The 22,846-nt window shown below is 54.1% G+C and carries 17 protein-coding genes; 6 read left to right on the plus strand and 11 right to left on the minus strand.

Features of this window, described 5'->3' with window-relative positions; translation table 11 throughout:
* Positions 1 to 31 precede the first annotated feature (31 nt).
* The 3 genes from KIS77_13465 to KIS77_13475 all read right to left on the minus strand — a co-directional run bounded on the left by KIS77_13465 (position 32) and on the right by KIS77_13475 (position 3,373).
* Positions 32 to 691 (minus strand): hypothetical protein, encoded by a 660-nt coding sequence (locus KIS77_13465; protein MCW5923347.1) that lies wholly within the window; start codon positions 689 to 691, stop codon positions 32 to 34.
* A 180-nt stretch (positions 692 to 871) separates the two neighbouring features.
* Positions 872 to 1,444: a gliding motility-associated C-terminal domain-containing protein gene (locus KIS77_13470; GenBank protein MCW5923348.1), complete on the minus strand. Its 573-nt coding sequence runs from the start codon at positions 1,442 to 1,444 to the stop codon at positions 872 to 874.
* Positions 1,445 to 1,480: 36 nt separating this feature from the next.
* Positions 1,481 to 3,373, minus strand: coding sequence for an amidophosphoribosyltransferase (locus tag KIS77_13475; protein MCW5923349.1), 1,893 nt, complete (start codon positions 3,371 to 3,373; stop codon positions 1,481 to 1,483).
* A gap of 425 nt (positions 3,374 to 3,798) precedes the next feature.
* On the opposite strand from KIS77_13475, the gene KIS77_13480 reads away from it, so the two are divergent.
* Complete coding sequence (locus KIS77_13480) at positions 3,799 to 4,317, plus strand: RNA polymerase sigma factor (GenBank protein MCW5923350.1); 519 nt, start codon at positions 3,799 to 3,801, stop codon at positions 4,315 to 4,317.
* 108 nt (positions 4,318 to 4,425) lie between these two features.
* On the opposite strand, the gene KIS77_13485 is transcribed toward KIS77_13480, so the two are convergent.
* Both KIS77_13485 and KIS77_13490 read right to left on the minus strand, forming a co-directional pair.
* On the minus strand, positions 4,426 to 5,814 hold the full coding sequence (locus tag KIS77_13485; protein MCW5923351.1) for an ABC transporter permease: 1,389 nt from the start codon (positions 5,812 to 5,814) through the stop codon (positions 4,426 to 4,428).
* 30 nt (positions 5,815 to 5,844) lie between these two features.
* Entirely contained in the window at positions 5,845 to 6,483 is a 639-nt protein-coding gene (locus tag KIS77_13490) for an MBL fold metallo-hydrolase (GenBank protein MCW5923352.1), read from the minus strand.
* Between the two features lie 240 nt (positions 6,484 to 6,723).
* On the opposite strand from KIS77_13490, the gene KIS77_13495 reads away from it, so the two are divergent.
* Positions 6,724 to 9,705 (plus strand): ATP-binding protein, encoded by a 2,982-nt coding sequence (locus tag KIS77_13495; protein ID MCW5923353.1) that lies wholly within the window; start codon positions 6,724 to 6,726, stop codon positions 9,703 to 9,705.
* A 99-nt stretch (positions 9,706 to 9,804) separates the two neighbouring features.
* Positions 9,805 to 10,680 carry a pirin family protein gene (locus KIS77_13500; protein MCW5923354.1) on the plus strand — a complete coding sequence of 292 codons (876 nt, stop codon included), beginning with the start codon at positions 9,805 to 9,807 and terminating at the stop codon, positions 10,678 to 10,680.
* A gap of 176 nt (positions 10,681 to 10,856) precedes the next feature.
* Here the strand turns inward: KIS77_13500 and KIS77_13505 are convergent, their stop codons facing one another.
* The 4 genes from KIS77_13505 to KIS77_13520 all read right to left on the minus strand — a co-directional run bounded on the left by KIS77_13505 (position 10,857) and on the right by KIS77_13520 (position 16,947).
* Complete coding sequence (locus KIS77_13505; protein MCW5923355.1) at positions 10,857 to 14,102, minus strand: efflux RND transporter permease subunit; 3,246 nt, start codon at positions 14,100 to 14,102, stop codon at positions 10,857 to 10,859.
* Between the two features lie 163 nt (positions 14,103 to 14,265).
* On the minus strand, positions 14,266 to 15,297 hold the full coding sequence (locus KIS77_13510) for a hypothetical protein (protein ID MCW5923356.1): 1,032 nt from the start codon (positions 15,295 to 15,297) through the stop codon (positions 14,266 to 14,268).
* A 223-nt stretch (positions 15,298 to 15,520) separates the two neighbouring features.
* Entirely contained in the window at positions 15,521 to 16,570 is a 1,050-nt protein-coding gene (locus KIS77_13515) for a hypothetical protein (protein ID MCW5923357.1), read from the minus strand.
* Positions 16,571 to 16,638: 68 nt separating this feature from the next.
* A complete protein-coding gene (locus KIS77_13520; GenBank protein MCW5923358.1) occupies positions 16,639 to 16,947 on the minus strand; it encodes a hypothetical protein in 309 nt (102 codons plus the stop codon).
* 431 nt (positions 16,948 to 17,378) lie between these two features.
* Here KIS77_13520 and aspS point away from each other — a divergent pair, with 431 nt between their 5' ends.
* Positions 17,379 to 19,142: an aspartate--tRNA ligase gene (aspS, locus tag KIS77_13525; GenBank protein MCW5923359.1), complete on the plus strand. Its 1,764-nt coding sequence runs from the start codon at positions 17,379 to 17,381 to the stop codon at positions 19,140 to 19,142.
* 184 nt (positions 19,143 to 19,326) lie between these two features.
* Here the strand turns inward: aspS and KIS77_13530 are convergent, their stop codons facing one another.
* A complete protein-coding gene (locus KIS77_13530) occupies positions 19,327 to 19,752 on the minus strand; it encodes a RidA family protein (GenBank protein MCW5923360.1) in 426 nt (141 codons plus the stop codon).
* 339 nt (positions 19,753 to 20,091) lie between these two features.
* Between KIS77_13530 and KIS77_13535 the strand changes: the two genes are divergently transcribed.
* Together KIS77_13535 and KIS77_13540 are read left to right on the plus strand one after the other, a co-directional pair.
* The gene (locus KIS77_13535) at positions 20,092 to 21,045 is read left to right on the plus strand and encodes an ROK family protein (protein ID MCW5923361.1); all 954 of its coding nucleotides are present in this window, start codon (positions 20,092 to 20,094) and stop codon (positions 21,043 to 21,045) included.
* Between the two features lie 47 nt (positions 21,046 to 21,092).
* The gene (locus KIS77_13540) at positions 21,093 to 21,422 is read left to right on the plus strand and encodes an L-rhamnose mutarotase (GenBank protein ID MCW5923362.1); all 330 of its coding nucleotides are present in this window, start codon (positions 21,093 to 21,095) and stop codon (positions 21,420 to 21,422) included.
* Here the strand turns inward: KIS77_13540 and KIS77_13545 are convergent.
* Entirely contained in the window at positions 21,419 to 22,759 is a 1,341-nt protein-coding gene (locus KIS77_13545; GenBank protein ID MCW5923363.1) for a 2-oxo acid dehydrogenase subunit E2, read from the minus strand. The two genes, KIS77_13540 and KIS77_13545, sit on opposite strands and share 4 nt — an antisense overlap.
* Positions 22,760 to 22,846 lie beyond the last annotated feature (87 nt).

Below are 22,846 nucleotides of genomic sequence, written 5' to 3' on the forward strand. Positions count from 1 at the left end.
GAGAGAAACAAAGGGGTGCAACGAACAACCATCAACAAACAACCACCACCAACGCCAACAACACGCTCTCCTCTTCCGCTGAAACCTCGCGCAACAAGGTAAGCGCACGGGGGTTGGGCGAATCGGCCAAGGCTGGGTTGGCAATGGAAGCAGCCACCGCGTCGCCAAGCAGCACGGGGAATTGTGCCTCGCCCGTTTTTCGCCCAAGACGGGCCAACAAGCGGCCCGACTTTCCGGCAGCGATGAGCGCCCCATCCACCAACACGCCGAACGGCTGGCCATTCAGCCAGATTTCGGTCTCCTTGCCTTTCAGCCTGAAAATAAATTCCCTATCGCTCGTGCGAGCTATTTTGACTGCGGTGCTGCCACTTTTTTGCTCGGCATAAGCCAGTACCGGCTCTTGAAAAATCGTGGTAAAAATGCCCTCTGCCGTGCTGTTGAAAAAGCCGGGCTTTTTCATATTCGAGCGATTGAGCGAGAGTAGCGATAGCATCTCCTTGTCCCACGGCACAAGCGCCCCCGCAGCGAGCGTTTTCAGGCGAGTGCGGAGTTGCTCCACCGTTTTTTTCCAAGCCTGACTTTCGGGGTTTAGATTGATTTGCCCCAGCACTTTGGCAATCAGGTAAAACACGCCGACGACAATGGAGCCGACCAGCAGGAAAAGCATGAGTAGGGGGAGAAAAAAGCGCATCTTCTTTTTGTTTTTCTTGTGCTGAAAAAATGGATGTGCGTGGATGGCATGATGGGCAGCAAACTTGCGAGAACCGTAGCAGTGCATTTTTCAAACTATTTTGGGGCAAAAGAGCTGGCGGTTCGCATACCCGCGCCGGTTTTTTCGATGAAGACCGGATGAGGCGACGATGAACGCGACTCAGCGCAGCAGCACCACGCTGCCCTTCTCGAATTTCTCCGTTGCTTCGTCCGCCACTTTGTAGCGTGTCACATACACATATACGTCTGAAGGCGCCTCGGTGCCGTTGAGCGTGGTGCCGTCCCAGCGAGAGGCGGATTCGTTGACCGTGAACATGAGCTCGCCCCAGCGAGAATAAACACTAAATTCGAGAATTTCGACCTCGCAATATCGAAGCAGCACCCCAAAGGTATCGTTCACGCCGTCGCCGTTGGGGGTGAAGGCGGTGGGTAGCACCGGATGGCAGCAGTCTATTTTTTCGATGGAGAAAGATGCGCTCACCACCGTGTCAATCGTGGTGAAGGTAGTCGAGTACGTCCCGTAGTCAATGATAACAAAGGTGTCGGCCTTGCTGCCATCGGGCCATTCCACGATGCCGATGCCCGACGTGTCGGCACGCAAAGTCAACGGGAAAGGGGCGCAAGTGTCGTATTCCGTCGCAGGCCGGATGCTGATATGCTGGGCGAGCGTGGGGACAGAGAAAAAAACGAAAGCAAAAAATGCTGCAAGGGCAAACCGAGATAGATACTGCATGTAGTAAAAGGATATTGCAAAGGCCGACGCGCCAGTTTAATAGGCTCGCACGTCCCTTTTTTCCACAAAGTTCATAAACGCCCGATTGGCCACCCGATTGCCACCCGGTGTGGGATAGCGGCCCGAAAAATACCAGTCGCCCGTTGTGTTGGGGCAAGCGGCGTGCAGGCCGTCGAGGGTCTGAAACATGACCCGCACCTCTGGTTTGATGTGCTTGGGCGTGACGATTTCGGCGATTTTTTGGCTGATTTGGCAATACTCAAATAGGTCGTAGAGCGCGACGGCTTCATTTTTCACCATCTCGGCGGGCAAATGCTCGGATGCCTTGCAGCGTTCATACGTTTCTTGGAGCAAATGCTCGCGGCCGCTCTCCTTGAGCAGTTCCACCAATGCGTTGAACGCCGCGAAATCACCCATCTTGCTCATGTCAATGCCATAGCAGTCGGGGAAGCGGATCTGGGGGGCGCTGCTCAATATGATAATGCGCTTGGGGCGCAGGCGAGCGGTGATGCTCACGATGCTATCGCGCAAGGTAGTGCCCCGCACGATGGAGTCGTCGAGCAGCACGAGCGTGTCCTTGTCATCCTGCACGAGGCCATAAGTGACATCGTAAACGTAGCCGACCATATTGTGGCGGGCTTTGGTGTCTGCTATGAACGTGCGCTGTTTTTCGTCTTTGTGCACGAGTTTCTCGAATCGCGGGCGCACGTTTAGGATTTCAGTGAGTTTTTCGGGCGTGATTTTTTTGCCCAATTTTAATATCTGCTCTTGCTTCCACAGGTTCAACTCCTTTTCGACCCCTTCCACGAAACCATAAAACGCAGCCTCTGCCGTGTTGGGAATGTAAGAGAAAACCGTGTTTTTGATATCGAAATTCACGGCTTCCAGCACGGGGCGGGCGAGTTGCTCGCCGAGTTTTTTGCGTTCTTGGTAAATTTCGCGGTCATTGCCCCTGCTAAAATAGATGCGCTCAAACGAACAGGCGCGTTTCTCGCGTGGCTCGGCGAATGGCAGCTCTTCCACCTGGCCGTTGTACTTCAAAATAAGCGCGTGTCCCGGCTTGACTTCTTTCACATGCTTGTAGCGCACGTTGAACACCGACTGGATAGCGGGACGCTCGGAAGCAGCCACCACAATCTCGTCGTCGATGTACCAATAAGCAGGGCGGATGCCGTTGGGGTCGCGGATGAGGAAAGCGTCGCCATGCCCCAACAGCCCCCCCAGCACATAGCCGCCATCGAATTTTTTGGTGGCACGGCGCAGCAGCCTTTGTATATCCAAGTTGTCGAAAATCAGGTGGTTGATGTCTTGGTTCGAATATCCGTCGGGCTTGAACCAAGTGTGGAGCCGCTGCACCTCGTCGTCGAGGAAATGGCCGATTTTCTCCAATACCGTGACGGTGTCGCTGCGTTCTTTGGGATATTGCCCGAGGTCAACCAGCTCCTGAAACAACTCATCCACGTTGGTCATGTTGAAGTTTCCGGCGAGCAGCAGGTTGCGCGTTATCCAGTTGTTTTGTCGGTGAAAAGGGTGCACCTGTTCGATGCTGTTGTCGCCATGTGTGCCATAGCGCAGATGCCCCATCAGCACCTCCCCCATGTAAGGCATATTCGCCTTCAGCCAAGCAGGGTCGTTGCGTAGCTCGGGGGCGACGGCGTTGAGTCGCGCCCATACCATTTGGAAGAGGTCGTCGAGATAGTTGGTCGCGTTGGAGCGCTTGCGACTGATGTATCGAGTGCCGGGGGCGGGGTTGAGTTTGATGGTGGCCAGTCCTGCGCCGTCTTGCCCCCGATTGCGCATTTTGAGCATCAGGAGTTGGAGCTTTTGGAGGCCGTAGAAAGGGGTGCCGTATTTTTTGTGGTAAAAATCAAGCGGTTTGAGCAGTCGCACTATCGCGATGCCACATTCATGCTTAATCTGGTCGCTCATTGAAGAGGAGTGATGTGAAAGAAAATGCCCGGTGATGGTTTCGCTGCAAAGGTACGAAAAGCGAATGAAACGGCGGTTAGACGCGAGGGTTCGGCAAAGGCCACTCGTTTGGGAAAAATTTGCGTTTGTGCTTCATTGGCAGCGAAGACGCGAATTGCAATGGGCTGGCAATCGAAATTGTGGAACTATTCCCTTGTTTCATTCCACAAATTCTCCCAATTTTCATTTTTTTTTGAAAATCACCCTTTTGATAGATTTTGTCAAAATTATGCAAGTAATTTAAAATCAATGTTTTGTATCTATTTTAAATGTAGCAACATCAAAATTTGCCAATTATTGACATTTTTTTGTTGAAGAAAAATTTGGTGGTTGTTAAACAGGCTTGTACTTTTGAGGCATCAATTCAACAAACAAGGAGGCTTACCATGACCAGCATGGAATTTAATACCAAACTGAATGGCCTGACCACCCTGCTCCACTCTTTCGCCTACAATCTGACGAAGAACATGGAGGATGCCAAGGACCTATATCAGGAGACGGCCTATCGCGCGCTTTTCAATCGCGACAAATTTCAACCCGGCACAAACTTCAAAGCGTGGATGTTCACCATAATGAAGAACATCTTCATCAACAACTATCGCAAAAAAGTAAAGGCCAATACCATCCTCGATACCACTGACAACCAGTATTACATCAACTCTGGCAATCATTCCACATCCAATGCAGCCGAAGGAGGCATCATGCTGAAGGAACTGAACGCAATGGTGTCGTCGCTCGACGACAGTATCCGCATTCCGTTCACGATGCACTTCGAGGGCTTCAAATATCAGGAAATCGCGGATGAGCTTCATTTGCCACTTGGTACGGTGAAAAGCCGCATCTTTTTCGCCCGCAAAGAGTTGAAGGAAAAAATACTGTCCAATTACGGTTTCAATCCAAACTAATGGGCAGCGCATCCCGGTTTGTCAATTTTTTGGAACATTGACAGATTGACAAATTTTCGCGCTTTCAATTGGTTCGAGCCGCCGCTGCCATTGGCAGGGGCGGCTTTTTCATTTTCTCGAAAAACGCACGCGCGGGTCGGCCCAAGCATAGAGCATATCGGCGAGCAAATTGCCCAGCACGGTAAACGTAGCCGCCAGCATCAGGATGGTGAAGAGCACGGGATAATCTCGAAGCGCGTATGCCTCATACGTCTTCGTGCCCAAACCGGGAAACTGAAACAGATACTCCACCACAAGCGAGCCAGTGAAAATAGCCGGAAACACGCTTGCAAAAACGGTGATGAGGGGGAACAAAGCGTTGCGAAAGGCGTGTCGCCAATGAACGGCATGCTCCGCCAAGCCCTTGGCTCGAGCCGTGCGGATATAATCCTGGCCGAGCGCATCCAACATGCCTCCGCGCATTTGCAGCGCCAGAATAGCCAGCGCATGAAGGCTGAGCGTAAGAATGGGCAAAATGAACTTGTCAAAATTGCTCAGGCACCATTCGAGATAGGTCTTGCCGCTGCTGTGATACATCTCGATGGCGATGCCGTTGATGAGGTGCAACCCGACATGAGGTGTGGCAAAGAGGATGATGAGCAAGCTGCCCAACCAAAACAAGGGCATGGAATAAAGAAACAACAAACCCCATCGAACGAATCGGTCGAAAAAACGGTCGCGCCGACGCGCCATCGCCACGCCCAACGGCACCGCGACCAAATAGGCCAACATGATGGCCAATCCGTTGATGATGAGCGTGGAGAGCAAAGATAGCTTCAGCCATTCCCAGACGGGCTTTTTTGAGGTGGACATCCCCCAGTTGCCCACAACAAAACCCGAAAGCCATTGGTGATATTGGTTGTCGAGGCCGTGCCAATGCATGGCAGGCACATTCATTCTCCCTGGGTTCAAATGGGCGCATATCTCCGCGACCCGTGTTTGCAGCGAGTCAATGAGGTTTGTTGGCAGTGCATCGGGCGGCAAGCCGCCCGCTTTGGCCCGTATGTCTGCCATGAGCGGCGCCAACTGGGCTGCCCGGTCGTTGCGCAACATTTGAGACACCGCGCCTCGAAAATCGCCCGCCACCTCGCCCAGCGTGTCGGGCAGATGGTCGGTCGCTGCCGCCAAATCCCACAGCGCGAGCTCAAAACGGCTCAGCAACGGCCAATCGCCCGTTTGGGCGCAAAGCCTTTTCATGCGCTCTCGGCGCGAGTAGGGGAACACACGGTGGAGCGTGTCGGGGAAAGCAGCTGTCGTTAGGGCAAAATAAAAGGTGGGCTTGTCCGCGCCAAGTGCTTCCGCGCGAAGCAGCGCATCAGCCGCTTGTTGCTGCATATTGCCTAGCACCACCTCGCCCAAGCCCAAACTCGAATCGTAGGGAGCGCATTTGCTCAGCCCAAATACCGCCATCGAAATGACGAGCAGGGTGGGCACGGCGAGCAGGATTCGGCGAAGCACATAGCGCAACATGGGGAGCAAAGTTACAGGTCAAAGGAACGGATTGTACTCCTTCTCATGCCGTATGGTGGTGGCGGGGCCATGACCGGGATAAACCAATGTCGCGTCGGGCAACACGAACAGTTGGGTGCGGATGCTGTGTAGCAGCGTTTCCATGTCGCCGCCGGGCAGGTCGGTACGCCCGATGCTCTCCAAAAACAACACATCACCCGCCAACACAAAGCCCTCTGTCTCGCAGTGGAAAGACAAACTGGCTGGCGAGTGGCCGGGCGTGAACAACGCCTTCAAGCGTGTGCGCCCAAATGCCACCCAATCGCCAGCCTCGATAAATCGAGCAGGAGTAGGCGACTCTTCCGCGAACGGGATGCCATACATCTTGCACACTTGTGGGAAGTATTCCAGCACGGGTAGTTCGCCCGCATGGATTTCAAGGTCGAGATGCCACGTTTTTGCGACGAAAGCATTTCCAAAAACATGGTCAATGTGGCAGTGGGTGTTGATGAGCCGCACCGGGCGCAGTTGTTTGCTTTCGATAAAATGCCTCAGCGCGGCGCGTTCCTCCGCTGTGTAGCAGCCGGGGTCGAAAATGGCGCATTCGCCCGTCTCGTCAGACACAATGTAGGTGTTTTCCGCAAAAGGATTGAACTCGAATGTGTGTACTTGAGCCATGTGTTTGAAGACAACTGTGATGCAACGGGGCAATTTTAGGGGTAATGCGGCAGAGTATGGTGTTTTTGGGAAAACAAAAAACCCGACTGTGTTTTCGACGGTCGGGCAAACACTATATCCGTAATTTGCGCCTTTAAAAACCGATTCGAGTTGGGTTTTCGGAAAAATATATCGAGAAGAGCTTCCCTTCGATGCTCGGCCCCGCTCCCGCCAACAAGCGGGGGCACGCCGGGCAGGGGTGTGCGCCGCAGAAAATTCAAGCATGGCTCGCTGATTTTTATCGCCCTTATTTTTTGTCTCGCTCGCCCACAAGCCCAACCCGAAGGCATCGCGCTCCGGCATATCACTACCGACGATGGGCTGGCCCACAATCATGTCACCAGTATCGTCAAGGACACACAGGGCTTCATATGGGTCGGCACCATTGATGGCCTCACTCGATTCGATGGGAAACGCTGCGCCGTCTTTCGCCCGCGCGAAGGCGACAGCCACTCGCTTCCGGGCAACTACATCACAGGGCTATCACTCGACACGTTTGGACGTATGTGGGTGGCTACCAACAAAGGGCTTTGCCTATGGGACTACGCCGCTCGCCATTTTGAACGCATCCCCTTGAACTACCCCGACAGCGACCGACCCCTCGCGCTCACGCCCTTCGTGTTCGACCAAGAAGGCTACGGGTGGGCTGGCGGCGACACATTTTTGGTGCGATTGGATGTTCGCAGTTTTCAGGCCAGCCTCTATCCGCTTCCCTTGAAATATGGTTTTATCCACGAGGTCTTCGAAGATTCCAAAGGTCGAATGTGGGTAAAGGCAGGCGGCAACATCTTGCTCTACCATCGCCAAAGCAGTGCTTTTGAGTATAAAATTGGCAGGGTCAACGATGACCTTAACAAAAACGTGGTGGCGGGCCACATTAGAGAAGACGAGTACGGGCGCATCTGGTGCTCCTCGTGGGGGTGGGGCTTTTTCATTTACAACGAAAAGACCGGCGAGTTCGACGATTACCCCGACGACACCTCTGTCGCGTCCGTTTTCTTTTTCGACCGCGACCCAAGAGCAGGCCCCATTATATGGTGTGGCGGTGGACTTTATGGGTTGGAATGGCGCACCCTGCTCAACGGCAAGTCAGTCCCATTCCCGCCTCGCCCACGCGAACCTTTCTCGCACAACAACGCCCCGGCAAGTTATTTTTTTAAAGACCCCACCAACGGCATCGTGTGGATAGGCACGGAGAACGGCCTCGAAAAATACGACCCCAACGACCTGAAATTCACCCGCATCATGCTGCCCGATTCATTCAGCATGGGTCAAATGGGCGGCTTCGCCGGCATCGCACAAGATGCCTCGCAACACGACCGCTACTTTGTCGGCTTTTGGGTGAAAGGGTTCTATGAGTGGAATCGCCAGACTGGCGAATTCAAGCAAATAAAAAATGGCCTGGACAATCAGGAAATTTTTGAGGTCATTCGAGCCAAAAACGGGAAGGTCTGGCTGGCGGAAAGAAGTTGCGTGCAGGAGTTCGACCCTGCTACGAGGCGGTTTCGCACGTTCAAGCCAACCTTCCCCACGCCGGGTCTCAACCACAAAGTCTTGAAAGTATTGGAAGGCCGTGACGGGCGAATATGGTTTGGCTGCAATTACGAAGGCCTTTACTGGCTCGACCCCGCCTCCGGCAAATTTGAAAATGTGCCATTGGACGGCAAAAAACGCTACATCAGAGGGCTGGGGGAAGATCCCCAAGGTCGCATTTTGGTCGGCGACTCGTTTGGCTTCCTGCGATACGACCCGAACACCCAACAACACGAGCACTTCGTCCTGAAAGACAGCTCCTATGTCGCCTGCAACGATTTTGCATTCGACCGCAAGGGCCAATTCTGGATAGCCTCCAGCGAAGGGCTGCTTCGCTTCGACGACCACAACCGCATCGCGTTTGCGCTCGGCACCCACAACGGCCTGCAAAACGACTTGATACGCGGTATCGAGATTGATTTGGAAGACCGTATGTGGCTGGCCACCGCCAACGGGCTGCACCGATACTACCCCACCACTGGCGCGGTCAACGTGTATCGCCGCCCGGACGGCGTTTTCAACAACGACATCGCGGATGGTTATCAAATGCTGCCCAACGGCGAGCTGTTTTTCGGTTTCAACGATGCCTTCAACATTGCCAACACTTCCCGCTTGCCCATGAACCCCTACCCGCCGCGCACGGCGCTGGTCGAGGTATTCGTCTTGAACAAACCCTTCGCATGGCACATGGGCGAGCGCATAGTGCTGCGGCCCGGCGACAACGTGGTGACGTTCGACTTTGCCGCACTCAATTTCACCCAGCCCGAAAAAACAGTCTTGGTGTACAGACTCGAAGGCTTCAACCAAGATTGGGCCGAGACGCAGCAAAACACCATCACCTACACCAACTTGGACGGTGGCAACTACACCCTGCTCGTCCGCGCCCGCAATGGCGACGGCATCTGGAGCCGCGAAACCGTGCGCATCGAATTGAAAGTGATACCACCCTTCACCAAAACGGTCTGGTTCCGACTCATGCTGTTAGGCCTGGCAGCGGCTATCATCGCGGGCATCGCGTGGTATCGCCAGCAGCAGCGCCTTCAATTGGAGGCCATCCGCCGTCGTATCGCCCGCGACCTGCACGACGACATGGGCAGCACCGTGAGCAGCATTCGGTTCTTTAGCGAACTGGCGCAAAGCCAACTGACCAAACACTCAGCCGAAGCCCACAATATGCTCGCCCGCATCAATCAAAGCGCAGCCACCCTATCCGAATCCATCCAAGACATCGTGTGGGCCATTAGTGCCCGACACGACAATATCGAGGATTTGGCTGCCCGAATCCGAGCATTTGGGCTAAAAATCAGCGAGGCACGCAACATCCAATTCCTAGCCGACATACCCACTTCGTTCCCCACTCTTGCCCTTCGCCCCGACACGCGCCGCAACATCTACCTTATTTTTAAAGAGGCCATGAACAATGCAGCAAAGTACGCGGAGTGCAATCAAGTGGAAGTGAACCTGCGCTTGGAGCGCCGCAAATTGACGCTGGAAATAAAAGACAATGGCAAGGGATTCGACCCCGCCAGCACCCACTATGGCAACGGCATCGCCAATATGCGCCAACGCGCTGCCGACATCAACGGGAGACTCGACGTGCAGACCGCACCCGGTAAAGGGGTGCGAATATGGCTGGAGGTCAGTATTTGAATAAGCATTGATTCGAACACCTCCCGTCGCATTTTTCGAGGCACCCCATTGAACATTTTCTCGCCAAAAGCATTAAAACTCCCTATCAAATACTGAAAAATGCAGCGCAAAGATTTTCTCAAAACAGGGCTTTTCGGTGTAGGCATTTTCGCCGCGTCGAAAGCGGTGGGCAACCTCGCCCAGAACGGCATTGACGAACTCAAGCCGCTCGACATACTTGGTTTCAATCACCTTCCAAATACGGAGTCAAACATCATGGCAAACACAGTTTTGCACAAGGCTGGCACACGCGGCCATGCCAATCATGGATGGCTTGATAGCCACCATACTTTTTCTTTTGCCAACTATTACAACCCCGAACGGATGCACTTCGGCGTGCTCCGTGTGCTCAACGACGACATCGTGGCACCCGGACGCGGCTTCGGCACCCACCCGCACGACAACATGGAAATCATCTCCATCCCGCTCTCCGGCGACCTCGAACACAAGGATTCGATGAGCAACACGGCTGTGATTCGGCAAGGCGATATTCAGGTGATGAGCGCAGGCACGGGCATCCAACACTCGGAATTCAACAAAAACAAGGACAAGGATGTGCGCTTCCTGCAAATCTGGCTTTTCCCAAACAAACGCGCCGTGACACCGCGCTACGACCAGATTTCGCTCGACACCGCGAAATTGAAAAACCAGCTCCTGCAAATCCTCTCGCCCAATGCCGACGACGACGGCGTGTGGATTCATCAGGATGCGTGGTTCCACCTCGGCCATTTGGACAAAGACACCAAAGTGGATTATACGCTCAAAAACAAGGAGAAAAACGGCGTGTATGCTTTCGTCATCGAAGGCGACGTGACCATCAATGGGCAGGCGCTAAACCGCCGCGACGGCCTTGGCATCTGGAACGTGGACAAACTCGACATCAGCGCAGACTCGAATGCCCAATTGCTGCTGATGGAAGTGCCGATGACGCTGTGAAGAATAACTTTTTTGGTTTTTGAATTGAAAAATCCCGTCGCACAACGGTTGCGGCGGGATTTTTTGTTTTTGGGTAAAGACTTAGCGTCTCGACCCCTCCCGCCGCCTGGCGGGAGGGGTCGAGACGCTAAGTCTTTACGTTTTTTGCAACCATCTCGGTCAAATCCGCCAAAACCTCACTCCTCCAGTTCCACCTTCTCCTTTTTGTCCAAACCCAGCTTTTCCAACCCTCGGTCGAATAGCCAATACACCACCGGCACCACGATGAGAGAGAGGAACATCGAGGAGTTCAGCCCGCCAATGATGGCCCAAGCGAGACCGTTTTTCCAGTCGGCGCCCGCGCCCTGTGCCAGCGCGATGGGCAAAAGGCCAATGACCATCGCGATATTGGTCATCAACACGGGCCGGAAGCGGAGTTTGGTGGCTTGCAGCAATGCCTCGCGCAAGGGCGTGCCGCGCTCGCGCAATTGATTGGCAAAATCAACCACCAGAATAGCGTTTTTCCCTACCAGACCAACCAGCATAAGCAAGCCAAGTCCCGTGAAAACGGTAAGGTTTTCCCGTGCCAGCGCCAGCGCCAGAAACGCCCCAATGACCGAAAGAGGGATGGACACCAATACCACAAGCGGATACACCCAGTTGTCGTAGAGTGCCACCATGATTAGGTAAACCAGCACCAACGAAGTCCACAAAGCGAAGCCGAGGGTGCCGACCCCTTGCTCTTGGCGCTTGAGGTCGCCGCCATACTTGATTTGCGTGCTGGGAGGCAACGGCATGGTATCGAGCCGAGCCTTTATGTCGCGGCCCACCGAGCCGTTGGGTCGGCCAATCACTTGCGCCGTCAGCATGACCGATGCGGTGCGGTCGCGGCGTTCCAAGCGGGTGGGCGCGGTGCTCTGACGCACATCGGCAAATTGTTTGAGATAGACCGTGGTGCCCAACGGATTGACGAAGGAAAGGTTGCGGATATCGTCGGCGCTTCGGCGGTCGAATGCGTCGAGCGCGACCCGAATGGGATACTCATAGTCGCCATCCCTGAATTTTGCGTCGGTATTGCCGCTAAAAGCCGTTTGCAGCGTCAGTCCCACCTGCGCCATAGCCAGCCCATAGTCAGCCATGCGTTGGCGGTTCACCTCCACGCTCACTTCAGGGTTGCCGCCTTCGACGGTAGGGGTGATTTCGACACAGCCAGGCACAAGCGCCATCTCCCGTTCCACCCGCTCGGAAAGGACAAGCAAGCTATCCAAATCAGGCCCGTTCAGCTTGACTTCGATGGGCGAAAACGACAAGCCGAGGATATCCACCGGAGAGGCTCGAATGGTGGCCCCAGCAATGATTTCCTCCAACTTTATTTTTGTTTTTCGCGCATACACCAACGTGGACACGTCGCGCTGTTTGCCATAGGGAGTAAGATAGACTTGAATCTCCGCGAGATAGGGAGCGCTTACGCCGAAGGATTTGTTGTTAGCGCCCACGGTAGCAAAAGTGCGCACGACATCGGGCTGCTGCCGGAGCCATTCTTCCACTTTTTTGACGACGACGTTGGTCTGTGCGAGCGAGGCATCCTTTGGCAGTTCGATGTCGAGCAAAAACTCTCCGCGCTCCCCGGTGTCAAAAAAGGCATTTCCGATGAACCCCTCCGTCAGCAGCAAGAACGAGCCGAAAAACAAACTCGTGGCGGTGAGCAGTGTCAGTGCCTTGGTTTTCCAGCTGCGCAAGGCCCAGCCCAACGCTCCCACAAAGACATCGGTGAGCCATTCGATGAATTTTTCAAAACGCAACACGGCTTGCCCCGCAAGATTTTTCCCCTTGAAGCGGTGCACTTTGGCAAAACGCGAAGTCAGCCACGGCACCAAGGTGAAAGAGACGAACAGCGACATCAAGGTGCTGGTCAGCACTGTCATGCAAAATTGTCGGAGCAAATTCGGCACAAGCCCCACTTGAAAAATAATGGGCAAAAAAATCACCACGTCCACAAGGGTAATGCTGATAGCCGTGAAGCCGATTTCCATGCGCCCGTCGTAAGATGCCTGCACCCGGTTTTTGCCCATCTCAAGATGTCGGTATATGTTCTCAATCACCACAATCGCGTCGTCCACAAGAATACCGATAGCCAGCGACAGGCCGAGCAGCGAAAGCAAATTGAGCGAATACCCGAACAATTTCATCATCACGAACGTGCTGACGATGGATGTCGGGATAGATACCAGCACGATGAGCGCGTTGCGCAGACTGTGAAGGAACAGCAACATCACCAAGGCCACCAGCAACACAGCGATGAACAAATCATGGATGACCGCATCGGTGGCAGCCTTGGTGAAGGTGCTGGTGTTGGCCACCACCTGAAATCGCAACCCCTGCGCGGCGTATATCTGCTCCAGCGTCTTGAGTTTCGCCAGCACCAGATCCGACATTTCCACCGCGTTGGCATCGCCTTGCTTGCGAATGACGAGGCCCACAGCAGGCTGTCCGTCGGTGCGGCAAATCACGTCGGGGTCGCGCGCGCCGTCCTGAATCTCTGCGATATCCTTCAAAAAGATAGAGGCGCCAAACCGGCTCCTCCCCACCACAAGATTCCGAATGTCGTCGAGTGTGAGGAATTTGCCAGCCAGTCGAATGCGCAGCTGACTATCCGAGCCAGTCACCTTGCCCGTGGGAAAGTCAAGATTGGCCGCCTGAACGGCCTGAGCCACCTGTAGGAGCGACAGCCCATATTGCTCAAGGCGCTGCGAAGAGATGTTGATTTTGATTTCGCGCTCCTCGCCGCCCAATATGCTCACTTGCGCCACCCCCCTAATCTGCGCGATTTCCGACACCACGCGATTTTTCACCAAATCGTAGAACGCCGTGCCGGAAAGATTGCCAGCCACCGCCAAGCGCAACACTGGCAACTCGTCAATAGCGAACTTATTGACAAACGGGTTGCGCACTTCTTTGGGGAAACTGGATTGTATCTGATTGATTTTTCGCTGAATTTCCTGCACCGCCTTGTCCACATCCACCGTCTGCGCCAGTTCGAGCGTGACGAATGAGGAGTTTTCCTGCGAGCTGACTTGAATTTGCTCAATACCCTCCAACGACGAAACGGCATCCTCGATAGGCTTGCTCACCGCGTTCTCTACCTCGCTCGGAGAAGCACCCGGATAAATGGTAATCACCGTCACCACTGGCGGGCTGAATTTTGGCACCATCTCAATGGGCAAGCTGAAATAGCTGGCCACGCCCATAAACGTCAGCACGGCGAACACGACAATAATGAGGGAGGGGCGGCGAATGGAGAGTGCGGTGATATTCACGGTGGATGGAGGAGCAGAAGCAGTGCATTGTGGAGGCAGCTCGGCTCCGCTTGTTTTTTGCGCAAAGGTATAAGGTGATGAAAAGACTTGTTGCGGCGGAGGGTTTTGAGTGAAGGGGATTGTCATTTTTTCGACTGGCAAGGCAAATTTTGCAGTCGAAATCGGGCATATTCGGCGAAAAATTTAACGAAGCCAGTCGGAAAAAAGGCTTTCCCTTCGCCAAAGGCCTCCACCGCAACAAGTCTAAAAAGTATTGAGGAATACTTTTCCCCTGTCTTGCCCCGCTTTCCTACTCGTCGCAGCGCAGCAGGAAACCTACTCTTGGATACCATTGACCCTCTCGATAATAGAATTTGTATCGAGGTGCCACAGCCACCAGGCGCGTGTAGAGCAGCCCATCCTCATCGTGCCAGAAAAACTCTTGAATCATCTGCAAATCAATGATTTGCTCGGGCATCAACTCGGTGTGAAACACTTCCACGTGCTCCAGATAGGTCTCCGGATCGAATGTGCTGACCGAGTCCATGCAAGAGAACAGGCAGGCCCGCCGGTCGGGGGGCAGCGGCGCTTCGTCCAGCAGCCCACCATAAAGCAGCACCGAGGTATCGGCCATGATGCGGTAGAAAAAACGCTCCATGATGGGCATATCCGTATCGTCTTTCAACACTTGAAAATCGCTGATGCGCGGACTGCTGACATTGGTCACATATCGCGCCGCCCACGTCACCTCGGCATTGGCAATAAGCGTGTCGGGGCGAAAATCCTCCGTTTCGGGCACTTTGAGCCAAAAACGAGGCACCTCGTTGCGAGCCACAGGCGCTATGGCCAACGTGTGCACATGGAATCGTGCCGCCTCGTCGTTGTAGGTGAGCAATTGGCGCACCTTCACGAACCGCGCATCTTGCGGAGAAGAGCGCATATCCCAAGCAATCTGCACCTTTTCTTCGTAAGTGGAGGGGTCGAACCGAACGATGGTGTCCGGGCCGCTCAGCATCTGCATCAGCTCTTCCGAATCTACGGGGCGCGTCAGCTCGGCATTGGCAAACACATCCCACTCTTCGTTTTCGGCGATTTCCCACAAAATGGCGCTCAGCGAGTGATTCACATAGTTGTGTAGCGAAGACTCGTACTCGGAGGTTATCTTGAGCACGGCTATCGAAGCCGACCGGTCCTCGTGAGTGGCAAACGCCAGAGGGTCGGCAGGCAGGATGATTTCAAATTCTGCCGCCCAATTCACCGAAGGGTCTTCGAGAATGTGCTCCAATTGAGCAAAGAGGTGGCAATGCAACAACAGTAAGGCAGGTAGGATAAATCTTTTCATGGCTCCAAAAACGGTTTTTGCAAAAAACCATTTTGTTGCGCGCACAAAGTCCTTCTGAAAATCTATCGGACATTCGGATTCTCGGACGATACCTTGATTCGTCGAGATTTGTCAGTTCATCATGCTCGCTCTCCTTGATTTTGAAAAGATGGGGCTTTTAACCATGCTAAAAAAAAACTTGGCGGCGCGAGGTATATCTCATTCTCAAATTATCAGATTCCTCTCACCTGCCTTTGTTGCAGTTTTTCAGAATATCCCGTCGGGCCAATCGCGGGTCTTCCAATATTTTGAAAAAGCCCTCAAAATAATTTGTCATCTGCCGCCGGGCGTTGGCTGGCAAATAGGCCGACCGCTCGCAATGCCCAAGCAACGCAGCCTTTTTGCTCAGGTAAAAGTCGAATTGCTCCTGGTAGTGCGCTTCAGAGCGGCATAATCCCAAGTAATATCGGTCTTGCACCGTCTGAATCGGGTAGTCGCGGTTGGGGATGGCGTAGTTGGTGCCCACAGCGCCCGCGTAGTCAAAATCGTAAGGGACGGCGATTATTTTGTCGCTGCCGTTCAAGTACACAAGTTTGATATTGTGGCGGGAGCGGGCGCTCCAATCCGTGTTGCCAATCATAAACTCAAACAAGCACATCCTGTCGTAGGAAACCGAATCGAGCGTGCGGGTGCTTCCCACCCGCGGCTTCATGGGGAAGCCACCGATGCGAGCAGCCATTTCTCGCTCACTTTCAAGAAAAAACGAAAAACTCTCCGCGCTGCGACCCTTACGCTGCGTGTCATCAAAGCGAACATGAGCTGGCTTCACCCGAAAGCTCTGCTCCGTCACGAGGTTGTAAAGCTCGTAGAGCACATATTCGCGCCGGACCCACTCGTCGTTCAGCGGCGATTGGTCGCAGCCCGTCACCAATTTAAGCTCGTTGATATCGGCAAGGCTATCGTTCTCAGGTTTTTGTTCGTAGAAACGCACCTTCACGGGCGGGAACTCGCAAGTCTTTTTGCGCATATTGCCACGCGCCGCCACCTTCACGTTGAGCCGCACGGCCACGCTGTCGCCTTTCAAAATTTTGAACACCGCGGGTTGCCACTTTTCATCGGCCTTGTCGCTTTTCAGCTGCTTCAGGTCGGTCTCGATGCTGATGTTGAGCGAATCGTGCTGCTGCAAAAAAGCAAAAGCATTGGCCCCGGCAGGCAACTGCGCTTGCGCATGGGTGAAAAACAGGAAAACAAACCCTGTCAGACAGGCAGGGAAACGGAGAGGAAATTTGCACATAGAAAGCCAATTTATTGATGTAGCCAATAGTCGTGGGGGCAAGCAGTTACATCAATAAACCAACGCGCTCAATTCACAGAAAAAGCGGGCAAAAATGGATGAGCCGCGTTGTAGAAAGTCAGTTCGCTGATGCGTACTTTCATGTAGCGGGTCAAAGGTAAGGTTTGAATGATTTGCAAGAGCTCCGCCTCGGACTGGACGGAAAAAACCGCCCACAATTTGGAGTTTTCGAGCGACAGGGCGTAGTTGAGGATTTTGCCCTCGTTGAGAAGCCTGTTGACGGCAGCGCGCTGATGTGGGATGCGGCTAACAAATTCCTCAGGCAAATCTTGGGGCATGGTGAAATCAACCATGTACTGCGTTAGGCTGCCTTCCATGTATGTCGTGTGTATGTGTTTTGGATGGGTTACAAAGGTGATTATGTGTCAGTCTCTCGGATACATAACCCACGGGTTCCCGTCAAGTCAAAAACCATGCAAATTTTGCAAAACCCACCGCGAACCTGTCATTGCGTCATGTGGATTTAACAAAAACAAAATCTGTTGCCACATCGCATACGTTTGGGAGCAAAGTAAAAACCCTCCCCCATCGTTTATGGCGCTTTCAATTACATTTGCGGCTCTTTTTTCGTTGCCCCCACTCCTGACAATAGTCGGACAACAAACAACGAACAACAAACAACAAACAACAAACAACGAACAACGAACAACAAACAACAAACAACGAACAACAAACAACGAACAACAAACAACAAACAACGAACAACAAACAACAAACAACGAACAACAAACAACAAACAACGAACACCATGTATCGTACCCATACCTGCGGCGAACTCCGCCTTTCGGACATAAACAAAGAAGTCACCCTTTCCGGTTGGGTCGCCATCAGCCGCGACCTCGGCGGCCTCACTTTCGTGGACTTGCGCGACCGCTACGGCATCACGCAATTGGTGTTCGACATGGACGACAACGCCGCCCTGTGCGAACGCGCCCGCAACTTGGGTCGCGAATACGTCGTCCAAGCGAGCGGCCAAGTCCGCGAACGCGCCTCGAAAAACCCCAACCGCGAAACAGGCGACATCGAAATCCGCGTGACTGACCTCAAAGTGCTGAACGCGGCCAAGACACCGCCCTTCACAATTCAGGACGACACCGACGGCGGCGACGACCTGCGCATGAAATACCGCTACCTCGATTTGCGGAGAAACACCGTGCAGAAAAACCTCCTGTTCCGCTCCAACTTGGCCATCGAAACCCGCAAATACCTTGCGAGCCAAGGCTTTGTGGAAGTGGAAACCCCCAACCTCATCAAAAGCACACCCGAAGGCGCGCGCGACTTTGTGGTGCCAAGCCGCATGAACAAAGGCCAGTTCTACGCACTGCCGCAAAGCCCGCAGACCTTCAAGCAAATCCTGATGGTGGCGGGTTTCGACAAGTATTTTCAGCTCGTAAAATGCTTCCGCGACGAGGATTTGCGCGCCGACCGCCAGCCAGAATTCACGCAGATTGACTGCGAGATGTCGTTCGTCCACCAAGAGGACATTCTCCAGACCTTCGAGGGCTTGACCAAATACTTGTTTAAAAACACTCTCGGCATCACGCTCGGCGATTTTCCCCGAATGACCTACGACGAGGCCATGCGGCGTTTTGGCAGCGACAAGCCCGACCTGCGATTTGGGATGGAATTCGTTGATTTATCAAACATTGCGAAAGGGAAAGGATTCCAAGTGTTCGATAGCGCGGAGTCTGTCATCGCCATTACAGCGCCCGGTTGCGCCGAATACTCCCGCAAACAACTCGACGAATTGACCGAGTGGGTGAAACGCCCCCAAATCGGCGCGAAGGGTTTGGTCTACGTAAAATACGAAGCCGACGGAAGCGTCAAATCCTCTGTTGACAAATTTTACAGCGCCGATGAGTTGAAAATTTGGTTAGAAAAAGGCGGCGCGAAATCGGGCGATTTGCTGCTCATCCTTTGTGGCGAGGACGAAAAAACGCGCAAACAACTATCCGAGCTACGCCTCGAAATGGGCTCGCGGCTCGGCTTGCGCAAACCCGACGACTTCAAGCCCCTTTGGGTCGTGGATTTCCCACTGCTCGAATGGGACGAAGACGAAGGCCGATTCTTCGCCATGCACCACCCCTTCACCTCGCCCAAACCCGCCGACATCGTGAAAATGGAATCGAACGACCACGCCGTGCTCAAAGGCATCCGCGCCGACGCCTACGACTTGGTGCTCAACGGCGTGGAAATCGGCGGCGGCTCCATCCGTATTCACGACCGCGACTTGCAAAGCCGCAATTTCAAACTCTTGGGCTTCGCTACCGAAGAGGCAGAGGCTCAATTCGGCTTTTTGCTCGGCGCTTTTGAATACGGAGCGCCCCCACACGGCGGCATCGCCTTCGGCTTCGACCGCCTGTGCTCCGTGATGAACGGCGTGAACAGCATCCGTGATTTCATCGCTTTCCCAAAAAACAATCAAGGCCGCGACATGATGATTGACGCGCCGGACACTATCAACAAAAAGCAACTGGAGGAATTGGGGATTCGAGTCGTTGCGAATGAGTGATTTTTTCACGGTATACTTCGCGCCGTTAAGTTTTGGGCATGGCTGCAATCGCAATCTGCTAAAAATCAAGAACATCAATCATGTTCATCTAACAAATCCTAGCGAATCAAGGTACAAGAGACGCGAAAACGCAGAGAAGATTCTTCCAAAAGACAAGCCCTGCGTCTCCCCGTGACTCTGCGGTTTAGCCCGAAATCACGGCAATACACTTCAACTCAATCGCAATCGGCGTAGGCAGGCTGTCAATGCCCACTGTGGTGCGACAGGGCTGACTATCCTTGAAATACTCGGCGTAGATGCGATTGAACGTGTGAAAATCGCGCTCCATGTTGACGAGAAACACCGTCACGTCCACCAAATCCTCCCATCGGGCGCCACTGTCTTCCAATACGGCCTGCACGTTGCGGAATACCGAGTGCACCTGTGCTTCAAAGTCAAATTCCATATAGTTGCCTGCCGGAGAGCGTTTCAGGCCCGGCACGCCGTCCGTCGCCGGGTCACGTGGGCCAATGCCGGAGAGAAACAAAAGGTTGCCCACACGGCGTGCGTGAGGATACAGGCCGACGGGTTTGGGAGCAGAGGGAGCGTCAATCTTTTCGGAAAGAGACATGGGATGGTGACTGGTTGGATTGGTGATGGGTCGTTGGTTTGCGAAGCAAAAGTAGAGAGATTGAGCACATCAGCAATCATCATGCCTCGCACCGCCAAGTTTTGGGCATGGCTAAAAGCGCAATCTGCTAAAAATCAAGAACATCAATCATGGCGAACTGACAAATCCTAGCGAATCAAGGTATATCTTCGCCGCAAAGAAATCGAGCATACAGCACACTGTATGCTTCGCGCCACCAGATTTTTGGGCATGGCTGCAATCGCAATCTGTTCAAAATCACGGACATCAATCATGGTGAACTGACAAATCCTAGCGAATCAAGGTATAAAACGAGAAGCCATGCCGAACACACAACAAGCAATCCCGCTTCCTTCAGGTCAGGTCAACGGGCACGCCCCGCTCTGGGGACTCGACCTCGGCGGCACCAAAATAGAAGGTGTCATACTCGAAAGCCGCCACAACCCAAAGGTGTTGCACCGCCTGCGCATCCCCACAGAGTCGGGCAAAGGCTACGAACACATCGTCAATCAAGTCGCCAAGTTGGTGGAAATGCTCGCTGCCGAGTCTGGCTTGCGGCCCTCCCACATCGGCATCGGGCATCCGGGCACCCTCGACCCCAATACCGGCACGATTAAAAACGCCAACACCACCGCCCTGAACGGGCGCCCCTTCAACGTGGATTTGGAGCAAAAAATCGGCGTACCGGTTCGTTTGGCCAACGATGCCAACTGCTTCGCCGTGGCAGAGGCCCTGCTGGGGAAAGTGCCGGCCGCCGTGCCAAATGCGGAAGTCGTGTTTGGCGTCATCATGGGCACGGGGGTCGGCGGCGGCTGGGTTATACATGGGAAAGTCATCAACGGGCGGCAAGGCATCGGCGGCGAATGGGGGCACAATTTTCTCGACGAGAGTGGAGGCCCTTGCTACTGCGGGCGCACAGGCTGCGTCGAGACCGTGATTTCTGGCCCAGCTTTGGAGCGTTATTATGAAAAACTGACGGCGCGACACTTGCCCCTGCGCGACATCGCAAAAGCCGCCGAGACTGGAACTGACGAGGCTGCCGCCCAAACGATGGAGCGCCTCACTCACTTTTTTGGCAAAGCCATCGCCGTCGTCATCAACATCATGGACCCCGATGCCATCGTGCTCGGCGGCGGCGTGGGCAATATCGAGCGCCTTTACACCGACGGTGTGGCCGAAGCAAAAAAATACCTGTTCAACACGCGCATTGACACCGTTTTCCTGAAACCCGAACTCGGCGACAGCGCAGGCGTGTTCGGCGCGGCTTTGCTCTAACCCTCGCCAATACTTCATGCTTCCACCCTCTTTCAACACCCATTCCCATGCAACGATTTTGCCTCGCGCTCGACCTCAAACCCGACCCCGTCCTCATAGCCGAATACGAGGACTACCACCGCGCCGTGTGGCCCGAAATACTCGAGAGCATTCGGGCGGCGGGCATCGAGCGGTTGGAAATTTACCGCGTGGGGGAAAGGCTCTTCATGCTCTTGGAGGCCGACGACCATTTTTCTTTTGAAAAAAAAGCCGCGCTCGATGCCGCCAATCCGAAAGTGCAAGAATGGGAAACACTCATGTGGCAATACCAACAAGCATTGCCCTCAGCCAAGCCCGGGGAAAAATGGGTGCCGATGGAGCGGATTTTTGAAATCTAAACCGCTCTATTCACATCAAACTGCTCCAGATAATCGCCCACTCGACGAATGAAGGAGCCGCCCAAGCTGCCGTCCACCACACGGTGGTCGTAGGACATGGAGAGGAACATCATCTGGCGCACGGCAATCACATCGCCATACTCCGTCTCAAGCACCGCAGGCTTTTTGCGAATCGCCCCCGTCGCCATGATGGCCACTTGCGGCTGATTGATGATGGGGGTGCCCATCACATTGCCAAAAGTGCCCACATTGGTGAGGGTGAAAGTGCCGCCCTGAATCTCGTCCGGTTTGAGTTGGTTCTGGCGCGCGCGGTTCGCCAAGTCGTTCACCTGCTTGGCAAGGCCCGCGAGATTTAGAAAGTCGGCGTTTTTTATGACGGGCACGATGAGATTGCCCGTTGGCAACGCGGCAGCCATACCAATATTGATGTCCTTTTTCACGATGAGGCGCGTGCCGTCCACCGAGATGTTTATCATCGGGAAATCGCGGATGGCACGAGCGACCGCTTCGATGAAAATAGGCGTGAACGTGATATTCTCGCCATACTTTTTCTTGAACTCGTCCTTCACGCGGTTGCGCCAGTTCACGAGATTGGTCACATCCACCTCCACGAACGAGGTGACGTGCGGGCTGGTTTGCTTGCTCATCACCATGTGTTCGGCGATGAGCTTGCGCATCCTATCCATCTCCACGATTTCCACGTTCCCCTCGATGCTGACCGCTGGGCGCTGAGGCTGTGCGGCGGGGGCTTGCACTGGCGGTTGGCTGCTTACGGGCTGCTGCTGGCCGCTGCCTCTGCTGGCGACGTAGGCCAGTATGTCTTTCTTCGTGACGCGACCATCCTGACCTGTGCCGGGGATGCGGTCCAATTCGGCTTGGCCGATTTGCTCCTGCTTGGCTATCGTGCGCACCAAAGGCGAGTAGAAACGCCCTTCCGACGAGGACTGCCGCCCCAGCGCCCCGGCATCGGCAGGCACGGATTGGGCACTCGCAGCCCTGCTGGCGCTTTCGCTGCCCGTGGCAGGCTGTGGCTGCGCGCCGTTGGTCGCTGTGGCTTGTGCCGTGGCAGGCGAGGCAGCGGGCTGAGCGTTGGCCGCCTCCGTTTCGATAATTGCGATGACTTTGTTGATTGGCACCACATCGTTTTCCTGAAAGAGGATTTCGAGCAGCACGCCTTCCACAGGTGACGGCACTTCGCTATCCACCTTGTCGGTAGCAATATCGAGCACCGGTTCGTCGAGTTCGATGCGGTCGCCGGGTTTTTTGCGCCACTTCAAGATGGTGGCTTCCATGATGCTTTCGCCCATTTTGGGCATCACAAGTTCTACGCGAGCCATTATGTGAGGGTTGAGGCACGTTTGTTTTTATCCTGCGGCCTCGTTTTTTTTTATTTTTGAAATAAATGGTTAAAGCGGGGGCAAAGG

The organism is Saprospiraceae bacterium, assembly GCA_026129545.1.
Taxonomy (GTDB): Bacteria; Bacteroidota; Bacteroidia; order Chitinophagales; family Saprospiraceae; genus M3007.

Bases quoted from the DNA above. Each gene is read 5' to 3' on its own strand.
- KIS77_13515 (MCW5923357.1), bottom strand. From the start codon at position 16,570: ATGTGCAAATTTCCTCTCCGTTTCCCTGCCTGTCTGACAGGGTTTGTT.
- KIS77_13465 (MCW5923347.1), bottom strand. From the start codon at position 691: ATGCGCTTTTTTCTCCCCCTACTCATGCTTTTCCTGCTGGTCGGCTCC.
- KIS77_13535 (MCW5923361.1), top strand. From the start codon at position 20,092: ATGCCGAACACACAACAAGCAATCCCGCTTCCTTCAGGTCAGGTCAAC.
- KIS77_13475 (MCW5923349.1), bottom strand. From the start codon at position 3,373: ATGAGCGACCAGATTAAGCATGAATGTGGCATCGCGATAGTGCGACTG.
- aspS (MCW5923359.1), top strand. From the start codon at position 17,379: ATGTATCGTACCCATACCTGCGGCGAACTCCGCCTTTCGGACATAAAC.
- KIS77_13530 (MCW5923360.1), bottom strand. From the start codon at position 19,752: ATGTCTCTTTCCGAAAAGATTGACGCTCCCTCTGCTCCCAAACCCGTC.
- KIS77_13500 (MCW5923354.1), top strand. From the start codon at position 9,805: ATGCAGCGCAAAGATTTTCTCAAAACAGGGCTTTTCGGTGTAGGCATT.
- KIS77_13520 (MCW5923358.1), bottom strand. From the start codon at position 16,947: ATGGAAGGCAGCCTAACGCAGTACATGGTTGATTTCACCATGCCCCAA.
- KIS77_13510 (MCW5923356.1), bottom strand. From the start codon at position 15,297: ATGAAAAGATTTATCCTACCTGCCTTACTGTTGTTGCATTGCCACCTC.
- KIS77_13505 (MCW5923355.1), bottom strand. From the start codon at position 14,102: ATGACAATCCCCTTCACTCAAAACCCTCCGCCGCAACAAGTCTTTTCA.
- KIS77_13540 (MCW5923362.1), top strand. From the start codon at position 21,093: ATGCAACGATTTTGCCTCGCGCTCGACCTCAAACCCGACCCCGTCCTC.
- KIS77_13470 (MCW5923348.1), bottom strand. From the start codon at position 1,444: ATGCAGTATCTATCTCGGTTTGCCCTTGCAGCATTTTTTGCTTTCGTT.
- KIS77_13480 (MCW5923350.1), top strand. From the start codon at position 3,799: ATGACCAGCATGGAATTTAATACCAAACTGAATGGCCTGACCACCCTG.
- KIS77_13545 (MCW5923363.1), bottom strand. From the start codon at position 22,759: ATGGCTCGCGTAGAACTTGTGATGCCCAAAATGGGCGAAAGCATCATG.
- KIS77_13490 (MCW5923352.1), bottom strand. From the start codon at position 6,483: ATGGCTCAAGTACACACATTCGAGTTCAATCCTTTTGCGGAAAACACC.